This window comes from Blastococcus aggregatus (assembly GCF_900221005.1).
In the GTDB taxonomy this organism is placed as follows: Bacteria; Actinomycetota; Actinomycetes; order Mycobacteriales; family Geodermatophilaceae; genus Blastococcus; species Blastococcus aggregatus.
Genome location: NZ_OBQI01000001.1, coordinates 602,747 through 625,698, shown reverse-complemented (window position 1 = coordinate 625,698; position 22,952 = coordinate 602,747). Strand labels below are relative to the sequence as shown.

Below are 22,952 nucleotides of genomic sequence, written 5' to 3'. Positions count from 1 at the left end.
CCCCGCCGCGCGCCGAGCTGACGGGGACACCCACGTACCGGTCAGGGGAGGCCCGCAGTGGCGATCAGCGTCTACGACGTCCGCGACACCTTCGCGCGTCCGCGGCTGGTGCTCCCCGTGCGCCGGACCGCGGCGCCGGGGGCGGCGCGACGCCGGCCACCGACGACGGCGCTGCTCACCGGCCTGCTCGCGATGGTCGAGGCGGTCGGCCTGCTCGCCGTCGCGCTGCACGGCCTGGACGGGCTGCTCACGGCGCCGTCGCGCCCCGCCGGCCCGGTGCTGGCGGTCGCCCTGCTCGTGCTCGCGGCCTGGATCGTCCTCGCGGCGGGCAGCGGCGCCGCGGTGATCGACGGCTCCGGCCGCCGGCTGCTGGTCGGGGTCGCCGTCGGAGAGCTGGTCCTGCTCGCGCTGATCGGCGTCGCCGCCGTGTTCGTCCCGGTCGCCCTCCCGCTGCCCGGGCTCCTCCTGCTCGCCACGGCGGTGCCCGTGGGCAAGCTGCTGCTGGCCGGGTCGCCCTCGGTCGTCGCCTGGCTGGCCGCCGGTCCCCGCCCCGTCGAGCGTCGTCCCGATCCGGCGGCGGCACACCGCGTCCTGGCGACGGCGACCCTCGGCGTCATCGGGCTGGCCCTCGGCGCGGTCGCGCTGCTCGGCCCGGTCGACCAGCAGGTGCGCACCGGCGAGACCGCCGCCACGACCGTGTACCAGCCCTGACCCGACGGCCCCGGGAACGGGTGGACGGGCCTCCGTACTGTTGAACCCGTGAGTGATCGCCACATCCTGACCGCGGTCGCCTGGCCCTACGCCAACGGCCCGCGGCACATCGGCCACGTCTCCGGTTTCGGAGTTCCCTCCGACGTCTTCAGCCGCTTCCAGCGGATGAACGGCAACCGGGTGCTGATGGTGAGCGGCACCGACGAGCACGGCACCCCCATCACCGTCGCCGCCGACGCCGAGGGCGTCACGCCCCGGCAGATCGCCGACCGCAACAACCGCATCATCGTGGACGACCTGCAGTCCCTCGGGCTGAGCTACGACCTGTTCACGCGGACGACGACGGTCAACCACGCCGCCGTCAGCCAGGAGATCTTCCTGGGGCTGCTGAAGAACGGTTACGTCTTCCCGAAGACGACGCTCGGCGCGATCAGCCCGTCGACCGGCCGCACCCTGCCCGACCGCTACATCGAGGGCACCTGCCCGATCTGCGGGTACGACGGGGCGCGCGGCGACCAGTGCGACAACTGCGGCAACCAGCTCGACCCGACCGACCTGATCAACCCGGTCAGCAAGATCAACGGCGAGACGCCGAAGTTCGTGGAGAGCGAGCACTACTTCCTCGACCTGCCGGCGTTCACCCGCGCGCTCGGCGACTGGCTGGGGACGCGGAAGAACTGGCGCTCCAACGTCCTGAACTTCAGCGTCAACCTGCTCGAGGACCTCAAGCCGCGCAGCTACACCCGGGACATCGACTGGGGCGTCGCGGTGCCGCTCGACGGCTGGCGCGACCGCCCCGACAAGCGCATCTACGTCTGGTTCGACGCCGTCGTCGGCTACCTCTCCGCGTCGATCGAGTGGGCCCGTCGCTCCGGCGACCCCGAGGCCTGGCGGCAGTGGTGGCAGTCGCCGGACGCCGATGCCTACTACTTCATGGGCAAGGACAACATCGTCTTCCACTCCGAGATCTGGCCCGCCCAGCTCCTCGGTTACAACGGCGAGGGCGACAAGGGCGGGACGCCGGGCTCCTACGGCCGGCTCAACCTGCCGACCGAGGTGGTCTCCAGCGAGTTCCTCACCATGGAGGGCCGCAAGTTCTCCTCCTCGCGGAACGTCGTCATCTACGTGCGCGACTTCCTCGCCCGGTACGACGCCGACGCGCTGCGGTACTTCATCGCCGCCGCCGGCCCCGAGAACCAGGACACCGACTTCACCTGGGCGGAGTTCGTCCGCCGCAACAACGACGAGCTCGTCGCGGGCTGGGGCAACCTGGTCAACCGGACGGTGTCGATGGCGGCCAAGAACGTCGGCGCGATCCCCACCCCCGGCGAGCTGACCGACGCCGACCGCGCGCTGCTGGCCTCGACGTCGGCGGCGTTCGGGCCGATCGGTGACCTGCTGGGCCGCAACCGGCAGAAGGCCGCGGCGGGCGAGGCGATGCGGGTCGTCGGCGAGGCCAACAAGTACCTGTCCGACCAGGCGCCGTGGAAGCTCAAGGAGGACCCGGCCCGCCGGGACACCGTGCTGCACACGGCCCTGCAGGCGATCAGCGACTGCAACGCGCTGCTCACCCCGTTCCTCCCGCACTCGGCGCAGAAGGTGCACGAGCTGCTCGGAGGTGAGGGGGTGTGGTCGCCGGCTCCGCAGATCGTGGAGACCACGGACCTCGACGACGGCTCGCCGTACCCGATCATCACCGGCGACTACGCCGGTGCGTCGGCGACGTGGGGTTCCCGGCCGCTGCCGTCCGGGAGCCCGCTGAGCGCGCCCACGCCGATCTTCAAGAAGCTGGACGACTCGGTGGTCGAGGAGGAGCTCGCCCGTCTCGAAGAGGGCTCTGCGTGAGCCGGTCGGCCTCCTCGCGCGCGAACAGGCGCGGTGAGCCGCCGCCGTCGCCGGAACCGCTGCCGGCGCCCGCGCTGGACAGCCACACCCATCTCGACATCGTCCTGGGGGAGCGGCCGGCCGACGACGAGCACGGCGAGTGGGCCTCCGACGCCGCCGTCGACGCCGAGATCGCGGCCGCCGCGGCGGTGAACGTGACCCGGCTGGTCCAGGTCGGTGTCGACGTCGCCTCGTCGCGGTGGTCGGCCGCGCTGGCCGAGCGCCACCCGGCCGTGCTGGCCGCCGTGGCGCTGCACCCCAACGAGGCGGGTGAGGGGAGGGCCACCGACGAGACGCTGGCCGAGATCGACCGGCTCGCCGCGCTGCCGCGGGTGCGGGCCGTGGGGGAGACCGGCCTCGACCGCTTCCGCACCGGGCCCGAGGGCTGGGACGCCCAGGAGGCGTCGTTCCGGGCGCACATCCGGATCGCCAAGGAGCACGGCATCGCGCTGGTCATCCACGACCGGGACGCGCACGAGGAGATCCTCCGCGTGCTGGACGACGAGGGTGCGCCCGAGCACACCGTCTTCCACTGCTTCTCCGGGGACGCCGACTTCGCGAAGGCCTGCGTCGCGCGGGGCTTCGTGCTCTCCTTCGCCGGGACGCTGACCTTCGGCAACGCCGGCTACCTCCGCGAGGCCGCCGCGCTCACCCCGCCGGCCCAGCTCCTGGTCGAGACCGACTCGCCCTTCCTGACGCCGATGCCGCACCGGGGCCGCCCCAACGCCTCCCGGCTGGTGCCGCACACCGTGCGCGCCCTGGCCGAGGTCACCGGCACCGAGCTGACCGAGCTCTGCGACGTCCTGACCGCGAACGCGGAGCGGGTCTTCGGCCCCTGGTAGCCGTAGGGAGACCCGGCTCGTGGCCGAGGTGTCGCCCGAAGGACGACAATCAGCAGCGTGGGCCGTCTCATCGCTGTCGTGCTGTTCATCGCCCTGCTCGTGCCGGGCGTGCTGCTGGCCCGTGCCTGGGCCCGCGCTGCGGACCGGCGGGCGGTGGCCGGCGGGTCGGTCGAGCTGGCCGAACCGACGGCCGAGGGCTCGGCCGCGCTGACCGCCCAGGCGATCCACGGCCGGCGCTGGCGCCGGGTGGGCCTGCTCCTGGGCATCGCCGGGATCGTCGGCCTGGTCGTGCTGCAGGGCGAGTCGTCGGTCTTCCTCTGGGTGCCGGCCCTGGCGCTGGGCCTGCTGGCCGGCGTGCTGCTCGCCGAGGTCACCCGCCCCCGCCCGCGCTGGACCGTGGCGCAGCCGCACCGCCGGCCCCGGCAGGCGGAACTCGTCTCCGGCGGGCTGGTGTGGGCGACCCGCCTGGTGGTCGTCGCGGAGCTCGCCGTCGCGGCCTGGCTGTGGTCGGGCGGGGAGGTGGGCGAGGTCGTCGGCTGGACCGCCGTCGCCGTCCCCGCGGTCGCCTGGGTGCTGGCCGAGCTGGCGCTGCTGCGGGCGGTCGTCCGGCCGGTGCCGGCGGCCGGGGCGGACGTGCCGGTCGACGAGGCGCTGCGCACCTGGTCGGCGCACCTGGTCTCGGCCGCGGCCACCGTGCTGGCGCTCCTGCCGCTGGGCGCGCTGCTGCTCACCGCCGGGATCGACCGGGGCGACCGGGTGACCGAGCACTTCGACCTGCTCCCGGTGGCTCTGGTGGCCGGCGGGTTCTGCGCGCTGGTGGCCGGGCTGGCGGTGGCGGTGTTCCTGCTGACGTGGCTGCGCCCGGTGCGCGCCGGGGCGCGGGCGCTGGCGGGCTGACCGGGCGCCGTCGATGCGCCGAACGGCCTCTGTTCACCCTGTGTCCTTGCTCACCGGGGTCGACGAGGCGCGGGTGGCCTCCGGGTGGCTGACCTCGGCACGGCTGTCACTCAACGTGTCGGCGCGTCCACATAGCGACATGGCGACGGTCTGATTCACTCGTCTCGCACCGTTGCACCACACACCGTGCTCGTTATCGTGTCGTGATCAGCCGGGGTGGAGGACGCCCCGGGCCGCGCGCGCCCGGCCGGAACCCAGGTTCCAGCCGAGCAGCCGACCCGGATGCGGACTGCAGCGGGCGTGCCGTCCACCGGCGGTGTGCCCCCTCCTCCTGCCCGGGTTTCGAGACCCCTGGATGTGCCGTGCGCCGCTCGCTCCGTTTCAGCCTCTTCGCCCTGGTCCTGCTCGGACTCGTGGGCGGGACGCTGGCGTTCTTCATCGCCCAGAAGTCCGTCGTCCTCACCATCGACGGGCAGGCCCAGCGGATCGGCACCTACGCCGACACCGTGGCCGAGGTGCTCGACGAGGAAGGCCTGGAGCCGGCCGCCCACGATGTCCTCCTGCCGGCCGCCCACGAGGCGCTGGCCGACGGCGACACCATCGTGCTCACCCGCGCCCGTCCGCTGAAGCTCAGCATCGACGGCGTCGAGCAGGAGATCTACGTGACCGCCCTGTCGGTGGACGAGGCGCTCGAGCAGCTCGGCCTCCGCGCCGACGGCCTGGTCCTCTCCGCGAGCCGCAGCGAGCGCCTGCCGCTGGACGGCATGAGCCTCAAGGTCACCACGCCCAAGGACGTCGTCCTCGTCGTGGACGGCCAGGAGCGCGTCGTGACCACGACCGCCGCCACCGCAGGCGACCTCCTGGACGAGCAGGGCATCGTCCTGAGCCCGACCGACCGCGCCAGCACCGAGCTCTCCCAGCCGCTCACCTCGCAGCTGCGCCTGCAGGTCTTCCGCGTCACCGTCAGCGACGTCACCGAGACCGTCGCCGTGCCGCACGAGCGCGTCGAGACGCCCGACCCCGAGGCCCTCGTCGGCACGAAGAAGGTCACGACGGCGGGCGTCGACGGCCAGCAGACCGTCACCTACCGCGTCACCCTCACCGACGGCGTCGAGACCGCCCGCGAGACGCTGAGCACGACCGTCGACCGCGCGCCGGTGACCGAGCAGGTCACCGTGGGCACCAAGGCCCGCCCGACCGCGAGCCCCGCTGCCGACGGCCTCAACTGGGGCGCTCTGGCGGCCTGCGAGTCCGGCGGTCGCCCCAACGCGGTCAGCAGCACCGGCAAGTACCACGGCCTGTACCAGTTCGGGGTCGGCACCTGGCAGTCCGTCGGCGGGACCGGCCTCCCGTCGCAGGCCAGCCCGGACGAGCAGACCTACCGGGCCCAGCTCCTCTACCAGCGCTCCGGTGCCGGCCAGTGGCCGCACTGCGGGCCGCGCCTCTTCGGCTGATCGGCGTCCCCTGAGCACCGTCCCCGAGCAGTCCGACGGGCTCCTCGGCCCGGCCGCGATCCGCGAGCTGGCCGCGGAGCTCGAGCTGCGCCCCACCAAGCAGCTGGGCCAGAACTTCCTGCACGACGCCAACACGATCCGGCGGATCGTGCGGACCGCCGACCTGCGACCCGACGACGTCGTGCTGGAGGTCGGGCCCGGGCTGGGGTCGCTGACCCTGGGCCTGCTCGCGGCCTCGGCCGCCGTCGTCGCCGTCGAGATCGATCCGCGGATGGCTCAGCGGTTGCCGCGGACGGTCGCCGAGCGGCGGCCCGATCTCGCCGACCGGCTGACCGTCGTCGAGGCCGACGCGCTGCGCATCCAGGAGCTCCCCGGCCCGCCGCCCACGGCGCTGGTCGCCAACCTGCCCTACAACATCGCCGTCCCGGTGCTGCTGAACCTGCTCGAGCTGCTGCCCACCCTGGACCGGGCGCTGATCCTGGTGCAGGCGGAGGTGGCCGAGCGGCTGGCCGCGCCCCCGGGTGGCGCGGCCTACGGCGTCCCCTCGGTCAAGGCCGCCTGGTACGGCGACGTGCGCAGGGCCGGCAACGTCGGCCGGCGGGTGTTCTGGCCCGAGCCCAACGTCGACTCCGGGCTGGTCGCCCTGGTCCGTCGTCCGCCACCGCCGGGGGACCGGCGGGCCACCTTCGCCGCGATCGACGCGGCCTTCGCCACCCGCCGCAAGGGTCTGCGTGCGGCGCTGGCGCGCTGGGCCGGCAGCCCCGCCGCGGCGGAGATCCGGCTGCGGGCGGCCGGCATCGATCCGGCCACCCGCGGCGAGCAGCTGTCGGTCACCGACTTCGCCCGGCTGGCGGCGACCGACGAGGTGCAGCCGTGACCGCGGACGGCGCCCGCACCGCGCGCGCCCCGGCGAAGATCAACGCACACCTGGCCGTGGGGCCGCTGCGCGCCGACGGCTTCCACGAGCTGCGCACGGTCTACCTCGCCGTCTCGCTGTTCGACACGGTCACCGCGCGGCAGGGGGACGGGCTGAGCCTGGCCGTCAGCGGCGAGGGCGCCGGCGCGGCCACCGGGGCCGACGCCGTCCCGACCGACCGCCGGAACCTGGTCTGGCGCGCCGCCGAGCTGCTGGCCGAGCACGCCGGTGTGCCCGCCGACGCGCACCTGGAGATCACCAAGACCATCCCCGCCGCGGCCGGGCTGGCCGGCGGCAGCGCCGACGCCGCGGCCGCGCTGGTGGCGCTCGACGCGCTCTGGGGCACGCGGGCGGACCGGGCGGACCTCCTGGAGCTGGCCGCCCGGCTGGGCAGCGACGTGCCGTTCAGCCTGCTGGGCGGGGTCGCGCTCGGCACCGGACGCGGCGAGCAGCTGGCCCCCGTGCTGGCCGGCCGGGCGTGGCACTGGGTCCTCGGCATCGCCGGCCAAGGTCTCTCGACGCCGTCGGTGTACGCGGAGCTCGACCGGCTCCGGGCGGCGGGGCTGCTGCCCGACGGCGAGGAGCTGCTCCCGGCCGAGCCGGTGATCGGCGCGCTGCGCAGCGGCCCGGCCTCGGGGCTGGCGACGGCGCTGGCGAACGACCTGCAGGCCCCCGCGCTCGCGCTGCGGCCGGAGCTGCGGCGGGCGCTGGGGGCGGCGACGTCCGCGGGCGCCCTGGGCGCTGTCGTCAGCGGCTCGGGCCCGACGGTCGCCGCGCTGGCGGAGGACGAGACGGCCGCGGTCCGCCTGGCGGCCTCCCTGGCCGGCGAGGGCGTCTTCCGCACCGTCCGGGTGGTCACCGGACCCGTTCCCGGCGCACGGCTGGTCTGACGGGCGCTCAGTCGGTGCGGGGCCCGTCCAGCAGGTCGGGCGAGGGGTCCAGGTGGGACAGGCCGTTGTAGGCCAGGTTCACCAGGTGCGCGGCGACGACCCGCTTGTCCGGCGTCCGGGTGTCCAGCCACCACTGGCCCACCAGCGCGACCATGCCGACCAGCGCCTGGCTGTAGAGCTCGGCGAGGCGCGGGTCGTACCCGCGGGCGCCGAAGTGCCCGCCGAGGATGTGCTCGACCTTGCGCGCCACCTCGCCGATCAGCGACGAGTAGCCCCCCACCCCGCTGGTGACCGGCGCGTCGCGGGTGAGGACGAGGAAGCCGTCGGTGTCGGACTCGATGTACTCGAGCAGGACCAGGGCGGCGCGCTGCAGCAGCTCGCGGGGGTGCCCCGGGTCGGACAGGGCAGCGGTGAACCGGCCGAGCAGCAGCTGCATCTCGCGGTCGACGACGACGGCGTGGATGCCCTCCTTGCCGCCGAAGTGCTCGTAGACGACGGGCTTGCTGACGTGCGCGTGCGCCGCGATCTCCTCGATCGAGGTGGCGCCGTACCCGCGCCGGCCGAACAGCTCGCGGGCGACGTCGATGAGCTGCTCGCGCCGCTGCGCGCCGGTCATGCGCACCCGGGCCCGGGCGCCGTCCGTGCCCGGCCCGCGCTCGGGGTTCCCCTCGAGCGCGGGGCCGGGGTCGGTGCTCAGGACGCGGCCGGGGCCTCGACGCGGCGCTTGGCGGCCAGGCGCACCGGGTCGGGCCACTTGACGTGCGAGGCCCAGCCGAGCTTCTCGAACACCCAGATCACCCGAGCGCTGATGTCGATCTGGCCGCGCAGCACCCCGTGCCGGGCGCATGTCGGGTCGGCGTGGTGCAGGTTGTGCCAGGACTCGCCGCCGCTGAGGATCGCCAGCGGCCAGAAGTTCGTGGCCCGGTCGCGGGACGCGAACGGCCGGTTGCCCACGACGTGGCAGACGGAGTTGATCGACCAGGTGACGTGGTGCAGCAGGGCCGCGCGGACCAGACCGGCCCAGAAGAACGCCGACCAGGCGCCGGCCCAGCTGCCGGTGATGAGCCCGCCGAGGACGGCGGGCATCGCCAGGCTGAGGAAGGCCCACACGACGAACGTCCTGCTGACGAACACCAGGCCGCGGTCCTTGAGCAGGTCGGGGGCGTAGCGCTCCTGGTTGGTCTTGCGGCGGTCGAACAGCCAGCCCAGGTGGGCGTGGAACATGCCCTTGAGCAGCGAGCGCAGGTCCGTGCCGTAGCGCCAGGGGCTGTGCGGGTCGCCCGCCCGGTCGGCGAAGGCGTGGTGCCGGCGGTGGTCGGCCACCCACTGGTTGACCGGGCCCTGGATCGCCATCGAGCCGGCGACGGCCAGGCCGAGGCGCAGGGGGCGCTTGCCCTTGAACGAGGCGTGCGTGAAGTGCCGGTGGTAGCCGACGGTCACGCCGAGCAGGGAGAGGTAGTAGAAGCCGACGGCGAGGCCGACGTCCAGCCAGGAGATGCCCCAGCCCCACACCGCGGGGACGACGGCGGCCAGGGCGAGGAACGGCACCAGCACGATCACGTACAGCGTGACGATCTCGAGCGTGCTCTTGCGCCGGCCGATGGCGTTGTCCGGCAACCCGGCGTAGGGCTCGGCGCGGGGCGGAGCCGTGGGCCGGGTGAGTGCGGGAGCTGACAAAGGGACTCCTGTGCTGTGTGGACTTCGCCTCGGGCGCGGTCTGAACCGGCGTGCTCCGGGCTACGTGCGAGAAAACCTACGGCACCGTAGGCGCATCCGCGAACCGGGCGGGAGGCGCTCCGGACGCACGGCACGGGCGCCGGCCGCCGCCCTGGCGCCGGGCCCGGCGCTTAGGCTCGCCCCGGGTGCCGGTCCGCACGGGCACCTGCGCGACGCCGTCCGACGGCGCCGCGGGTGGGGGATGGGGTAATCGGCAGCCCGCCGGCCTTTGGAGCCGTGCAGTCTCGGTTCGAGTCCGAGTCCCCCAGCAGTCGTGCCGTCACCGTCGGAGGAGATCCGTGGCCCCGCAGGAATCATCGTCGTCCGAATCCGCCGCGACGCCGGCCGTCGCTGCCGTCGTCGTCCTGGCCGCCGGCCAGGGCACCCGCATGCGCTCGTCGACCCCGAAGGTGCTGCACACCCTCGGGGGCCGCAGCCTGCTGGGGCACGTCCTGGCGGCGGCCGCGCCGCTGTCGGCCGGCACGACGGTCGTCGTCGTCGGTGCGGGCCGGGACCAGGTCGAGGCGCACCTCGGCGAGATCGCCCCCGGCGCCCTGGCGGTCGTGCAGGAGCAGCAGCTGGGGTCGGGACACGCGGCAGAGGTGGCGCTGACCGCCGTCCCCGACCTCGACGGCTCGGTCCTCGTGGTCAACGGGGACTCGCCGCTGCTGACCACCCGCACGCTCACCGCGCTGGTGGCGGCTCACGACGCCGCCGGCAGCGTCTTCACCGTCCTCACCGCCGAGGTCGACGACCCCACCGGGCTGGGCCGCATCGTCCGGGACGGCAGCGGGGCCCCGCAGGCCATCGTGGAGGAGCGCGACGCGACGGCGGAGCAGCGGGCGATCCGCGAGGTGAACGCCGGCGTCTACGTCGCCGACGCCGCGACGCTGCGCCGCGTGCTGGCCGGCGTCGGCACGGCGAACTCGCAGGGCGAGCAGTACCTCACCGACGCCCTGGCGCCGCTGGTCGGGGAGGGCGCCCCGACCGCCGCCGTGCGCGCCGACGACCCCGACGACGTCCTGGGCTGCAACGACCGCCGGGAGCTGGCCGAGCGGCGGCGCACGCTCAACGACCGCGTGCTCGACGACCTGATGCGCGCCGGCGTGACGGTGATCGACCCGCAGACCACCTGGGTCGACGTCACCGCGACCGCCGGGCCCGACGCCGTCCTCCAGCCGGGCACCCAGCTCCTCGGCAGCACGACGGTCGCCTCCGGCGCCGTGGTGGGACCGGACAGCACCCTGGTCGACTGCACCGTGGAGGCCGGGGCCACCGTCCTGCGCTCGCACTGCCTCGGCGCGGTGATCGGGCCGGAGGCGACCGTCGGCCCGTTCAGCTACCTGCGCCCGGGCACGCGGCTGGCCCGCGGCAGCAAGGTGGGCGGGTTCGTGGAGACCAAGAACGTCGAGGTGGGGGAGGGGTCGAAGATCCCGCACCTCTCCTACGTCGGCGACGCCACCATCGGCCGCGGCTCGAACATCGGTGCGGCCACCGTGTTCGTCAACTACGACGGCGTCGCCAAGCACCGCACGACCGTCGGGGACCACGCCCGGATCGGCTCGGACACGATGCTCGTGGCGCCGGTCACCATCGGCGACGGCGCCTACACCGCGGCCGGGTCGGTCATCACCAGCGACGTCCCCCCGGGCGCCATGGGCGTGGCGCGGGGGCCCCAGCGAAATGTGGCAGGCTGGGTCCGGCGCCGACGGCCGGGGACCCCCGCCGCGGAGGCCGCCGCGGCCGCCGAGCAGCGGGCGGATGCCCCCGGGGATCTCGGGGTGCACGACGACGACGAGGGACAGCTGACTCGATGAGCGCCATCCGGCAGACCACCAACAAGAGCCTGATGCTCTTCTCCGGCCGGGCGTACCCCGAGCTCACGGACGAGATCGCCGGGCACCTCGGGGTGACCCCCACCCCGACCGCTGCCTACGAGTTCGCCAACGGCGAGCTGTTCGTGCGGTTCGAGGAGTCGGTGCGCGGCTGCGACGCCTTCGTGGTGCAGAGCCACACGGCGCCGATCAACACCTGGCTCATGGAGCAGCTGATCATGGTCGACGCGCTCAAGCGCGCCTCGGCCAAGCGGATCACCGTCGTCGCGCCGTTCTTCCCCTACGCCCGTCAGGACAAGAAGCACCGCGGCCGCGAGCCGATCTCGGCCCGCCTCGTCGCGGACATGTTCAAGGTCGCCGGCGCCGACCGGCTGATGACCGTCGACCTGCACACCGCGCAGATCCAGGGCTTCTTCGACGGCCCGGTCGACCACCTCTTCGCCCTCGACCTGCTGATCAACCACGTCAAGGAGCGCTGGGGCGGCCGCGACATCACCGTCGTCTCGCCCGACTCCGGCCGGGTGCGCGTCTCCGAGCGGTGGAGCGACAAGCTCGGCGGCACCCCGCTGGCCTTCATCCACAAGACCCGCGACCCGCTGGTCGCCAACGAGGTCGTCGCCAACCGCGTCGTCGGCGAGGTCGAGGGACGGGTCTGCATCCTGGTCGACGACATGATCGACACCGGCGGCACGATCGTGAAGGCCGCCGAGACGCTCTTCGAGGCCGGTGCCGCCGACGTGATCGTCGCCGCGACGCACGGCGTGCTGTCCGGCCCCGCCGTCGAGCGGCTGTCGAACAGCAAGATCAGCGAGGTCGTCGTCACCAACACGCTGCCGATCGAGGACGCGCGCCGCTTCGACAAGCTCACCGTCCTCTCCATCGCCCCGCTGCTCGGCCGGGCGATCAAGGAGGTCTTCGAGGACGGCTCGGTGACGAGCCTCTTCGACGGCGCTAGTTGATCTGTCGCGCTCCGCGCTCCAACCGCGGCCATGACACTGCGGTCCTCCGGACCGCACCGCGGCCAGGAGCCGTCCCCCAGCTGAGACGAGCGCGTTCCCGTCCCACCTCGGGGGGCCTCCGGCCCCCCGCTCGGCGGGACCCGCTTCGCGGCGTTGCTCGCCCGTCCGTCCTCGGGGGACCCTCCGGGCCCCCGCTCGGCCGGACCCTCGGCTGGGTCGCGTATCGTCTCTCCCGTTGCCCGGCGAGGGAGCTTTCCGCTCCGTGATCGACGTGCCTGCCTCCTGAGGTGTGCTGCGTCGGCGCCGGCCCGCAGACCTGATCCACCTCCAGAGGAGCACATCACCGTGGCTGACTTCCGGCTCGAAGCCGAGACCCGCACCGAGTTCGGCAAGGGCAGCGCTCGCCGCACCCGCCGCGCCGGCCGCGTCCCCGCCGTCCTCTACGGGCACGGCCAGGACGTCGTCCACCTGTCGCTGCCGGCCCGCGAGTTCGCCGCGGCCCTGCGCAACGGTGGCGGCAACGTCCTGCTGACCGTCGTCCTGGACGGCAAGGAGCAGCTCGCGCTGACCAAGGCCATCCAGCGCGACCCGCTGACCCGCCAGCACAAGCACGCCGACCTGCTGCTCGTCCGCCGTGGCGAGAAGACCACGGTCGAGGTGCCGATCGTGATCGTCGGCGAGCCCGCTCCCGACTCGATCCCGAACCACCAGCTCAACACCGTCTCGATCGAGGCCGACGCCACGAAGCTGCCCGACAGCATCGAGGTCGACATCACCGGTCGCGCCGCCGGCCAGAACATCACCGCCGGCGACCTCGTCCTGCCCTCGGGCTCGACGCTGATCACCGACCCGGAGGCCATGGTCATCGGCTTCCTGGGCGCCCCGACCGCCGAGGCGCTGGAGGCCGAGCTCGCCGAGGCCGAGGCCGAGGCCGGCATCGAGCGCGAGGAGTCCGACGCCGACGGCGACGTCGTCCCGGAGCCGCAGGACCAGGGCAGCGGCGAGTCGATGGACTCGGCCGAGAAGTCCGCGGACAACTGAGGCATCCGCTGACCGACAGCACGACCCGCGGGGGCGCCGGCACCGCCGGCGCCCCTGCGGCGTCCGCCCCCAGCGAGGGGCCCTTCCTCGTCGTGGGGCTGGGCAACCCCGGGCCGGGCTATGCCGGCAACCGGCACAACGTCGGCGCGATGGTGCTCGACGTGCTCGCCGAGCGGGCCGGTATCCGCCTCTCGCCCGGCAAGGGCGCCCGCTCGCGCGCGCTCGCCGGCGAGGGCCGGCTGGCCGGCCGCCGCGTGGTCCTCGCCCGGCCGCTCAGCTACATGAACGAGTCCGGCGGCCCCGTGCGCAGCCTGCTCGACTACCACAAGCTGCCGGCGACCGACCTCGTCGTCGTGCACGACGAGCTCGACATCGACTTCGCGGTCCTGCGGCTCAAGCGCGGTGGCGGCGAGGGTGGGCACAACGGCCTGCGGTCGATCACCCGCTCCACCGGCACCAAGGACTACCTCCGCGTGCGGGTCGGCATCGGCCGCCCTCCGGGCCGCCAGGATCCCGCGGACTACGTGCTCAAGGACTTCTCCTCGATGGAGCGCAAGGAGCTCGACCTCCTGCTCGTCGAGGCGGCGGACGCCACCGAGCTGCTGCTCGCGCGCGGCCTGGAGGCCGCGCAGAACGACGTCCACCCCCGCAGCTAGGTCACTCTCCGCTGTCGTCTGCCGCCCTCCCTCCCGAAAGGGTGAAGGCAGGCCGTCCGTGTTGACCGCGACGGTCACGGACTGTGAGGGTTGCTCCGGCATCGAGGACTGCACTCGGGGGAGAACGTCCTGTTCGATGGCCTGACGGCCTCATCCCTCGCGTGTCGACCCGATAACAATGCGTAACGGGGGAGCACACGTGCTGGTGGACAAGCAGGCGTTGAGCAGCGGTCTGGACATGATCCCGGCGCCGCGCGCCGGAGCGACGACGCAGCCGGCACCGGCGCTGGGCGTCACCGCGTCGTGGGTCCGCACCTACGCCCTCGCGCTGGCCGCCTTCGAGGCCCTCGCCGCGGCGGTCATCGGCGCCGGCGTGGTGCTGACCCGCCCCGAGGGCCTGCCGCCGGCGCCCTCCCTGTTCTGGGCCGCCGTCGCGCTCGTGCCGGCCTGGCCGCTGCTGCTCTGGGCCTGCGGCGCGCACGCCGAGCGGGTCTTCGGCACCGGCAGCGACGAGTACCGCACCGTCGGCCGCGCCGGCCTCATCCTGCTGGCCGTCGCCGGCTTCGTCTCCTACGCCGCCGACCTGGACCTCAGCCGTGCCCTGGTCGTCGTCGGCGTCCCCGCCCTCACCGTCACCACGCTGGTCGGGCGCTACGCGGCGCGCTGCCACCTCCGCAGGCTGCGCGCCCGTGGCCGGTGCAACAAGCGCGTCATCGTCGTCGGCCGTGGCGGAGCGGTCATGGAGCTGGCCGACCGGGTGCGCCGGGAGAGCTACGCCGGGCTCGACGTCGTCGGCCTCTGCGTGACCCCCGCCGACCGCTCCCGCGTCGCCGGCCTGGTGGACGTGCCGGTCGAGGGTCTGGACGACGTGGTGTCCATGGCCTCCCGGCTCGGCGCGGACACCATCGCGGTGACCTCGGCCAGCGAGACCGCCGCGCAGTACCTGCGCCAGCTCTCCTGGCGGCTCGAGGGCAGCGGCGTCGAGCTGCTGGTCGCCCCCGGCCTGATCGAGGTCGCCGGCCCTCGCCTGCACATCCGCCCGTTCGAGGGCCTGCCCCTGCTCTCGGTCGAGCAGCCCCGCTTCGAGGGCTGGCGGCGCATGGTCAAGGGCGCCGTCGACCGCTGTGCCGCGGGGCTGGCCCTGGTCGTGCTGTCCCCGGTGCTCCTCGGGATCGCGCTCGCGGTCCGGCTGACCAGCAACGGGCCGGCGCTCTACCGGCAGGAGCGGATCGGCATCAACGGCCGCGCCTTCACGATGCTCAAGTTCCGCAGCATGGTCGTCGACGCCGATCAGCGCCTGGACGACATCCGGGCGGACAACATCTCCGACGGCCTGCTGTTCAAGATGCGCAACGACCCCCGGGTGACCCCGGTCGGCCGCTGGTTGCGCCGGCTGTCGCTGGACGAGTTGCCGCAGCTGATCAACGTCCTGGCCGGCACCATGGCGCTCGTGGGCCCGCGCCCGCCGCTGCCGGGCGAGGTCGCCCGGTACGACGCCTCCGTCAGCCGCCGGCTGCTGGTGAAGCCCGGCCTCACCGGCCTGTGGCAGATCTCCGGCCGCAGCGACCTGCCGTGGGAGGAGGCCGTCCGCCTCGACCTCCGGTACGTGGAGAACTGGTCGCTGGCCCTGGACCTCCTGATCCTCTGGAAGACCGCCCGCGCCGTCCTGAGCTCCTCCGGGGCCTACTGACCCACCCCTTCCGGAGGTCACCCCCACGGGGGACGGCGTCCGCCGGATCCGGTTCCGGACGCCTCGGCGCGCCGATCCTTGATCCGCGGTACGGAATCACGTGCCGGAGCGGCCGCATCCCCGGTCGCGGACGAGCGAACGGACGGACCCACGATGCGCATCGCCATGCTGGGCACACGAGGTGTGCCGGCCCGGTACGGCGGCTTCGAGACCGCCGTGGAGGAGGTCGGCCGGCGGCTGGCCGACCGCGGTCACCGGGTCGTCGTCTACTGCCGGACCGCCCGGGGGGAGACCGACCGCCCCACGCACCACCTGGGCATGGAGCTGGTCCACCTGCCTGCCGCGCACAAGCGCGCCCTGGAGACGCTCAGCCACTCGGCGCTCTCCGTCGGCCACCTGCTGGGCCATCGCACCGACGCCGCGATCGTCTTCAACGCCGCGAACGCGCCCCTGCTGCCGGCGCTGCGCGCCGCCCGCATCCCGGTCGCCACGCACGTGGACGGCCTGGAGTGGAAGCGCGCCAAGTGGGGCCCGGTCGGCCAGCGGTACTACCGCGCCGCCGAGTCCATGGCCGTGCGCTGGTCCGACGCGCTGATCGCCGACGCGGTCGGCATCGCCGACTACTACCGGCGCGAGTTCGGCGCCCCGACGACGCTGCTCACCTACGGTGCGCCCCTGATCGAGCCGGGCTCCGACCGCCTCGCCGAGCTGGGCCTGGCTCCGGGGGAGTACCACCTCGCCGTCGCCCGCTTCGAGCCGGAGAACCACGTCGACGTGATCGTCGAGGGCTTCGCCCGGAGCAACGCGACCAAGCCGCTGGTCGTGGTCGGCTCCGCGCCCTACTCCGACGACTACACCGCGCGGGTGCACGCCGTGGCCGACGACCGCGTGCGCTTCCTCGGCGGCGTCTGGGACCAGGTGCAGCTCGACCAGCTGTACGCCCACGCCTACACCTACCTGCACGGCCACTCGGTCGGCGGCACGAACCCCTCCCTGCTGCGCGCCATCGGCGCCGGCGCGGCCGTGCTGGCCTACGACGTGGACTTCAACCGCGAGGTGGTGGCCGAGGCCGGCCGCTACTTCGTCAGCCCGGCGGACGTCGCCCGCCTGGTGGACGCCGCCGAGGCGGAACCCCGGCGGATCCGGTCCGCCGGGCGCCGCGCCCGCCAGCTGGCCGCGAAGTACGACTGGGACACCGTCGCGACCGGCTACGAGAAGCTGGCGCTGGACCTGGCCCGCCGCGAGTTCCCGGACCGCCGGCCCAGCGGACGGCGTCTGCCGACCGACGCCGGGATGCCACCGATGCGGTCGACGGCGACGCCGTTGCCGGACAACGTGCGGGTCCTGCCCACCCAGGTGCAGCGCGGGCTGCCGGAGCAGCGCCCGGCGGCGCAGCAGTGAGCCGCCCGGACGGCGGGACCGAACGCGACACGGCGCTCCTGGGTACCCCGCGCCGGCGGCTGCTGCTCGCGGCGGCGGCGCTGGTGGCAGCCGCCCTCGTGGCACTCGTGCTGGTCCTCACCGGCGGTGACGACGACGCAGGCAGCCGTGCCGCCGCGGCGCCGACGGCCGCGCCGGACGACGAGCCGTCGCTGGACGGACCCGAGATCCCTGCCCCGCCGGTGGAGAGCGCTCCGGCCGGGCAGACCGCGCCCACCGACGAACGTCCGCCGAACCTCCCTGCCGTCGCGCTGGACGCGCCGGCCGAGACCGGCGACGGCGTCACGGGCTCGCTCGTGTCGGTCGAGGCCATCGACGGGACCGGTGTCGGCCGGGGCAACATCGCCGGCCCGGCGCTACGGGTGACGGTGCGGCTGACGAACGGGACCGCTGAGGCGGTGCCGCTGGACGGGGTGGCGGTCGAGCTCACCCACGGATCCGATGCGGTGCCGGCCTCGCCGCTGGACGACCCCTCGCGGGCCCCCTTCGGTGGCTCACTGGAGCCGGGCGCTTCGGCCCAGGGCGTGTACGTCTTCAGCGTCCCGGCCGACGACCGTCGGATCGTGTCGGTCTCCGTCGGGTACCGAGCCGGTGCTCCCTTCCTGGTGTTCAGCGGCTCCGCCCCCTGATCCTCAGCCCCAACCCAGCAGGGCCCCAGGCGAACGCCTGGGGCCCTGCTGTCGGTCTGTGGACGTGTTCGGCGTCACCCACGGTGACGGGACCGGGGTAAATCTTGCGGTTTCTGCGCCGTTGTCACCGCATCGGGGGATGCCTGTGCCCCTCTCGTCACGCTTAGTGTTCGCTCGTCTGGCCGCAGGACGGTCATGCGCACGGCGCGACACACGGGGGAACACGTCATGTCAGCACGCACGGTTGCCACATCGAAGACACTCACGGCGGGGCTGCTCGCGGCCCTGCTCCTGATGGGAGTCCTCGGTGGGGTGTTCCCGGCCACGGCACGTGCCGACTGGGCGCCCCTCGCACCCACGGAACCGTCGACGCCCACCACGGTGACCGCCGACGCGCTGCCGACCGTGCAGATCAACGGTGTCGCCTGGACCCAGGTCGTGGTCGGCAACACGGTCTACGTGGGCGGCAACTTCAGCACCGCGCGGCCGGCCGGCTCCCCGGCGGGCACGGCGGAGACCCCGCGCAGCAACCTGCTGGCGTACGACATCCGCACCGGCGAGCTGATCACCTCCTTCGCGCCGACGCTCGACGGGCAGGTGATCTCCCTCGCCGCCTCCCCGAACGGCTCCCGGCTCTACGTCGGCGGCGACTTCGGCCGCGTGAACGGGGCGGTCCGGTCACGGATCGCGGCGTTCGACACCGCCACCGGGCAGCTCGTGCCCGACTTCCGCCCGGCCGTGTCCGGGCAGGTCTCGGCCCTCGCGGTGTCCAGCAACGCCGTGTACTTCGGCGGCACGGTGACCGCGGTCGGTTCCGTGCCGCGCAACCGCCTGGCCGCCGTCAGCCCGACCGACGGCGCCCTCCTGGCGTGGGCACCCCAGCCCGGCGGGACCAGCAACGTCGTGCTGGCGATGGTCCTCGCCGGCACCAACCAGGTCGTCGTCGCCGGCCGCTTCGCCACGCTGAACGGCTCGGCGGCGACCGGCGTGGGCGCTCTCGACGCCACCACCGGCGCGACGAAGCCGTTCGCCGTGAGCGCGCTCCTGAAGAACCAGGGGCCGGACTCCGCGATCATGAGCCTCGCGACCGCGAACGGCGTCGTCTACGGCACCGGCTACGACTACGGCGGCCCGGGCAACCTCGAGGGCACCTTCGCCGCCCGCGCGGACGGCGGCGCGGCGGTCTGGTTCGCCGACTGCCGCGGCGACCACTACTCGGCCTACGCCACGACCGAGGTCGTGTACACCTCCTCGCACGCCCACGACTGCGCGAACATCGGCGCCTTCGGGGAGCAGACCCCCCGCTACCACGACTACGCCCAGGCCGTCTCGGCGGCACCGACCGGGACCGTCCAGCGCGTCAGCCCGTGGATCAACAACAGGTCGACCAACAACCAGCTGGTCGGCCAGCCCGCGCCGACCTTCCTCGCCTGGAACCCCACCTTCCAGGGCGGCACCTTCACCGGGCAGTTCCAGGCCGGCTGGTCGGTCGCCGGGAACGGTGACTACGTCGTCTACGGCGGCGAGTTCCCCTCCGTGAACGGCTCCGGTCAGCAGGGCCTGGTGCGGTTCGCCGTGCGTCCCCTCGCGCCGGGCAAGGTCGGGCCGCAGAGCTTCGCGCCCTTCACCGTGACCCCCACCATGCTGCCCGGCGGGGTCCGGGTGACCTGGCCCGCGGTGGCCGATCGGGACAACGAGAACCTCACCTACCGGGTCTACCGGGACACCAACACCTCCACGCCGGTCTGCGAGGTCACCCGGCCCTCCCGCTGGTGGAAGCTGCCGACCTACGGCTGCACCGACACCGGGGCCTCGGCAGGCGAGCACCGCTGGCAGGTGACCATGGCCGATGCGTCGGGCAACCAGCTCGCCTCGGCCTGGGTCACCGGCACGGTGCCGGCCGGCAGCAGCAGCACGCCCCGCCGCTACGCGCAGGCGGTCATGGCCGACGGCGCCACCAACCACTGGTACCTCGGCGAGCCCTCGGGCGGCATCGCGTACGACTACGCCGGTACGGGTGACCTCACCGCCTCCAGCGGCGTGACCCGCGGCACGGCCGGCGCGATCCAGGGCGACGCGAACCGCGCGGCGACCTTCAGCGGCACGTCGACCGGCACGGCGTCCACCGGTACGCCGGTCGCCGGCCCGCAGACGTTCAGCGTCGAGGCCTGGTTCAAGACGACGTCGCGCAACGGAGGCAAGATCGTCGGCTTCGGCGACCGCACCACCGGGCAGAGCACGAACTACGACCGCCACGTCTACATGGACACCGCGGGACGCCTGAACTTCGGCATCTACACCGGCGCCGAGACGGTGGTCTCCTCTCCGGGCAGCTACAACGACGGCACGTGGCACCACGTCGTCGCCACGATGAGCTCCAGCGGCCTGGCCATGTACGTCGACGGCACGCAGGTCGGGTCGCGCACCGGTTCCTTCCGGGCGCAGGCGTACAACGGGTACTGGCGCGTCGGTGGCGATACGTCCTGGTCCGGCGGTGCGTGGTTCGCCGGCGCCATCGACGAGGTCGCCGTGTACCCGGTCGCCCTGACCGCCCAGCAGGTGTCGAGCCACTCCGCGCTCGGCCGCGGGCAGAACCTGGCCCCGGCGGCGTCGTTCACCTCCCAGGTCACCGACCTGACCGCCCGCGTGGACGGCACCGGCTCGACCGACCCCGAGGACGCACCGCTGACCTACGCGTGGGACTTCGGTGACGGCACCACCGGCACGGGTGCCACCGCGTCGCACACCTACACCGCGGCGGGCACCTACACCGTCCGGCTGACCGTCACCGACGCCGGCGGGCTCACCGCCACCACCACCCGCTCGGTGACGGCCAGCGCGCCGCCCACCGGCGCGGGGTCCATCGCGGCCGACACCTTCGGCCGGGAGGTTCCCTCCGGCTGGGGCACCGCCGAGCGCGGCGGGGCGTGGACGACGTCGGGCTCGACGTCGGTCACCGCCGGCACCGGGCGCCTGGTGGCCGGTGCGGGTCAGAGCGCCGCGGCGACCCTGGCCGGGGTCAGCCGGACCGACGTGGCTGTGCAGGCGACGCTCACGCTGCCGGCGCTGACCACCGGCGGTGGCACGTACGTGAGCCTGGCGAGTCAGAACGTCGGGCTGACCGACTACCGGGCCAAGCTGCGCTTCCGCGCCGACGGCCAGGTCGAGGTCATGCTCATGCGCACGGTGAACGACGAGGACGTCATCCTCGGCGGCTACCTGCTGGCCGGCGGCTACAGCGCCGGCACGTCGCTGAACGTGCGGCTGGAGACCAGCGGCACCGCGCCGACGACCGTCCAGGTCAAGGTGTGGAAGGCCGGCACCGCCGAGCCGGCGGCCTGGGATCTCTCCCGGACCGACAGCACGGCTGCCCTGCAGCGCCCCGGTGGGGTCCGGCTGGACATCTACACCACCGGCAGCGCGACGGCGGCCACCACCGTCCGCGTCGACGACCTGCGGGTCGAGCCGGCCGGCACGGTCGTCGTGGTGCCGAACGAGGCGCCCGTCGCCGCGTTCACCGCGACGACGTCGCAGCTGACCGCGACCGTGGACGGCTCCGCGTCGACCGACGACGCCGGTGTCGCGGGCCACGTGTGGGACTTCGGCGACGGCGCGACCGCGACCGGGGTCGCCGCGTCGCACACCTACACCGCGGCGGGCACCTACACCGTCCGGCTGACCGTCACCGACGCCGCCGGCCTGACCGGCACCACCACCCGCTCGGTGACCGTCACCGCGCCGACGCCCCCGCCCGCGGGGACGCCGATCGCGGCCGACACGTTCGGCCGGGAGGTCACTTCCGGCTGGGGCACCGCCGAGGTCGGCGGGGCGTGGACGACGTCGGGTTCGACGTCGGTCACCGCGGGCACCGGGCGCCTGGTGGGCGGTGCGGGTCAGAGCGCCGCGGCGACCCTGGCCGGGGTCAGCCGGACCGACGTGGCCGTGCAGGCGACGCTCACGCTGCCGGCGCTGACCACCGGCGGTGGCACGTACGTGAGCCTGGCCTCCCAGAACGTCGGGCTGACCGACTACCGGGCCAAGCTGCGCTTCCGGGCAGACGGCCAGGTCGAGGTCATGCTCATGCGCACGGTGAACGACGAGGACGTCATCCTCGGCGGCTACCTGCTGGCCGGCGGCTACAGCGCCGGCACGTCGCTGAACGTGCGGTTGGAGACCAGCGGCACCGCGCCGACGACCGTCCAGGTCAAGGTGTGGAAGGCCGGTACCGCCGAGCCGGCGGCCTGGGATCTCTCGCGGACCGACAGCACGGCTGCCCTGCAGCGCCCCGGTGGGGTCCGGCTGGACATCTACACGTCCGGCAGCGCGACGGCGGCCACCACCGTCCGCGTCGACGACCTGCGGGTCGACCCGGCCGGCACCTCGGTGACGCAGCCGGACCCGCAGCCCGAGCCGCAGCCCGAGCCCGAGCCCGAGCCCGAGCCCGAGCCGGGGACGGACCCGCCGGCGAACCAGGCTCCGGTGGCCGCGTTCACGGCGGTCCCCTCGGGGCTGACCGTGGCCGTGGACGGCTCGTCGTCGACCGACGACGCCGCGGTGACCGGCTACGCGTGGGACTTCGGTGACGGCACCACCGGCACGGGTGCCACCGCGTCGCGGACGTACACCGCGGCGGGTACCTACACCGTCCGGCTGACCGTCACCGACGCCGCCGGCCTGACCGGCACCACCACCCGCTCGGTGACCGTCACCGCGCCGACGCCCCCGCCCGCGGGGACGCCGCTCGCGGCCGACGCCTTCGACCGCGCGGTCACCGGCGGCTGGGGCACGGCGGACATCGGTGGCGCCTGGGTCCTCGCCGGGGCACCGGCGAACGCCTCCGTCGCCGACGGCGCGGGGCTGCTGACGGGCCCGGCCGGTCAGACCACCACCGCCACCTTCGGCGAGCTGTCCCTCCTGGACAGCGCGGTCCAGGTGGGGCTGACCCTGCCGCAGGTTCCCACGGGCGGCGGCGTGTACGTGAGCCTCGCCTCGCGCAGCAGCGGCACCACAGACTACTCGGTGAAGCTGCGGTTCCGGGCCGACGGCCAGGTGGAGATCATGCTGATCCGCACGGTGAACGACCAGGACACCATCCTGGACGGCTACGCGCTCAGGGGCGGCTACCAGGCCGGGACGACGCTGAACGTCCGGTTCGACGTCAGCGGCACCACGACGACGGCCCTCAAGGTCAAGGCGTGGAAGGCCGGCACGATCGAGCCGGCGGCCTGGGACCTCTCCCGGACCGACAGCACGGCCGCGCTGCAGCGGGCCGGATCGTTCGCGGTCCAGCAGTACGTGTCGGGCACCGCGACCTCGGCCGTCCCGGTCCGGGTCGAGCAGCTCTGGATCGGCGAGTCGGGCACGGCGCCGGCTGCGCAGTGACGCCGACCCG

General features: G+C 74.1%; 17 protein-coding genes and 1 tRNA gene. 16 read left to right on the top strand and 2 right to left on the bottom strand.

Going from position 1 to position 22,952, the window contains the following annotated elements:
- The first annotated feature begins 57 nt into the window (after window positions 1-57).
- The 7 genes from CRP29_RS03145 (at window position 58) to CRP29_RS03115 (ending at window position 7,594) form a co-directional block, all read left to right on the top strand.
- On the top strand, window positions 58-711 hold the full coding sequence (locus CRP29_RS03145; protein ID WP_097193567.1) for a hypothetical protein: 654 nt from the start codon (window positions 58-60) through the stop codon (window positions 709-711).
- 48 nt (window positions 712-759) lie between these two features.
- A complete protein-coding gene (gene metG, locus CRP29_RS03140; protein ID WP_097193566.1) occupies window positions 760-2,556 on the top strand; it encodes a methionine--tRNA ligase in 1,797 nt (598 codons plus the stop codon).
- Window positions 2,553-3,437, top strand: a complete 885-nt coding sequence (locus CRP29_RS03135; protein ID WP_097193565.1) for a TatD family hydrolase — start codon at window positions 2,553-2,555, stop codon at window positions 3,435-3,437. The genes metG and CRP29_RS03135 overlap by 4 nt, the downstream gene beginning before the upstream one ends.
- A 57-nt stretch (window positions 3,438-3,494) precedes the next feature.
- On the top strand, window positions 3,495-4,334 hold the full coding sequence (locus CRP29_RS03130) for a hypothetical protein (RefSeq protein ID WP_097193564.1): 840 nt from the start codon (window positions 3,495-3,497) through the stop codon (window positions 4,332-4,334).
- Between the two features lie 362 nt (window positions 4,335-4,696).
- Window positions 4,697-5,788, top strand: a complete 1,092-nt coding sequence (locus tag CRP29_RS03125) for a resuscitation-promoting factor (protein ID WP_097193563.1) — start codon at window positions 4,697-4,699, stop codon at window positions 5,786-5,788.
- Window positions 5,745-6,665 (top strand): 16S rRNA (adenine(1518)-N(6)/adenine(1519)-N(6))-dimethyltransferase RsmA, encoded by a 921-nt coding sequence (gene rsmA, locus CRP29_RS03120; RefSeq protein WP_101541075.1) that lies wholly within the window; start codon window positions 5,745-5,747, stop codon window positions 6,663-6,665. The genes CRP29_RS03125 and rsmA overlap by 44 nt, the downstream gene beginning before the upstream one ends.
- Window positions 6,662-7,594 (top strand): 4-(cytidine 5'-diphospho)-2-C-methyl-D-erythritol kinase, encoded by a 933-nt coding sequence (locus CRP29_RS03115; RefSeq protein WP_097193562.1) that lies wholly within the window; start codon window positions 6,662-6,664, stop codon window positions 7,592-7,594. The genes rsmA and CRP29_RS03115 overlap by 4 nt, the downstream gene beginning before the upstream one ends.
- A gap of 7 nt (window positions 7,595-7,601) precedes the next feature.
- Here CRP29_RS03115 and CRP29_RS03110 read toward each other — a convergent pair whose 3' ends face one another.
- Together CRP29_RS03110 and CRP29_RS03105 are read right to left on the bottom strand one after the other, a co-directional pair.
- Window positions 7,602-8,210 (bottom strand): TetR/AcrR family transcriptional regulator, encoded by a 609-nt coding sequence (locus tag CRP29_RS03110; protein WP_097194068.1) that lies wholly within the window; start codon window positions 8,208-8,210, stop codon window positions 7,602-7,604.
- A gap of 77 nt (window positions 8,211-8,287) precedes the next feature.
- Window positions 8,288-9,271, bottom strand: coding sequence for an acyl-CoA desaturase (locus CRP29_RS03105; RefSeq protein WP_097193561.1), 984 nt, complete (start codon window positions 9,269-9,271; stop codon window positions 8,288-8,290).
- A gap of 235 nt (window positions 9,272-9,506) precedes the next feature.
- Here CRP29_RS03105 and CRP29_RS03100 point away from each other — a divergent pair.
- From CRP29_RS03100 to CRP29_RS03060, 9 genes are all read left to right on the top strand, one after another.
- A tRNA-Gln gene (locus CRP29_RS03100) sits at window positions 9,507-9,579 on the top strand.
- A gap of 30 nt (window positions 9,580-9,609) precedes the next feature.
- A complete protein-coding gene (gene glmU, locus CRP29_RS03095; RefSeq protein WP_245852361.1) occupies window positions 9,610-11,127 on the top strand; it encodes a bifunctional UDP-N-acetylglucosamine diphosphorylase/glucosamine-1-phosphate N-acetyltransferase GlmU in 1,518 nt (505 codons plus the stop codon).
- On the top strand, window positions 11,124-12,104 hold the full coding sequence (locus tag CRP29_RS03090; RefSeq protein WP_097193560.1) for a ribose-phosphate diphosphokinase: 981 nt from the start codon (window positions 11,124-11,126) through the stop codon (window positions 12,102-12,104). The genes glmU and CRP29_RS03090 overlap by 4 nt, the downstream gene beginning before the upstream one ends.
- 345 nt (window positions 12,105-12,449) lie before the next feature.
- Complete coding sequence (locus tag CRP29_RS03085; protein ID WP_097193559.1) at window positions 12,450-13,145, top strand: 50S ribosomal protein L25/general stress protein Ctc; 696 nt, start codon at window positions 12,450-12,452, stop codon at window positions 13,143-13,145.
- A 92-nt stretch (window positions 13,146-13,237) separates the two neighbouring features.
- Window positions 13,238-13,801: an aminoacyl-tRNA hydrolase gene (gene pth / locus CRP29_RS03080; RefSeq protein ID WP_245852359.1), complete on the top strand. Its 564-nt coding sequence runs from the start codon at window positions 13,238-13,240 to the stop codon at window positions 13,799-13,801.
- A 199-nt stretch (window positions 13,802-14,000) separates the two neighbouring features.
- The gene (locus CRP29_RS03075; RefSeq protein ID WP_245852358.1) at window positions 14,001-15,491 is read left to right on the top strand and encodes a sugar transferase; all 1,491 of its coding nucleotides are present in this window, start codon (window positions 14,001-14,003) and stop codon (window positions 15,489-15,491) included.
- Window positions 15,492-15,644: 153 nt separating this feature from the next.
- Window positions 15,645-16,892 carry a DUF1972 domain-containing protein gene (locus tag CRP29_RS03070; RefSeq protein WP_097193557.1) on the top strand — a complete coding sequence of 416 codons (1,248 nt, stop codon included), beginning with the start codon at window positions 15,645-15,647 and terminating at the stop codon, window positions 16,890-16,892.
- Entirely contained in the window at window positions 16,889-17,560 is a 672-nt protein-coding gene (locus CRP29_RS03065; protein WP_097193556.1) for a hypothetical protein, read from the top strand. The genes CRP29_RS03070 and CRP29_RS03065 overlap by 4 nt, the downstream gene beginning before the upstream one ends.
- Before the next feature lie 228 nt (window positions 17,561-17,788).
- Window positions 17,789-22,942, top strand: coding sequence for a PKD domain-containing protein (locus CRP29_RS03060; RefSeq protein WP_097193555.1), 5,154 nt, complete (start codon window positions 17,789-17,791; stop codon window positions 22,940-22,942).
- Window positions 22,943-22,952 lie beyond the last annotated feature (10 nt).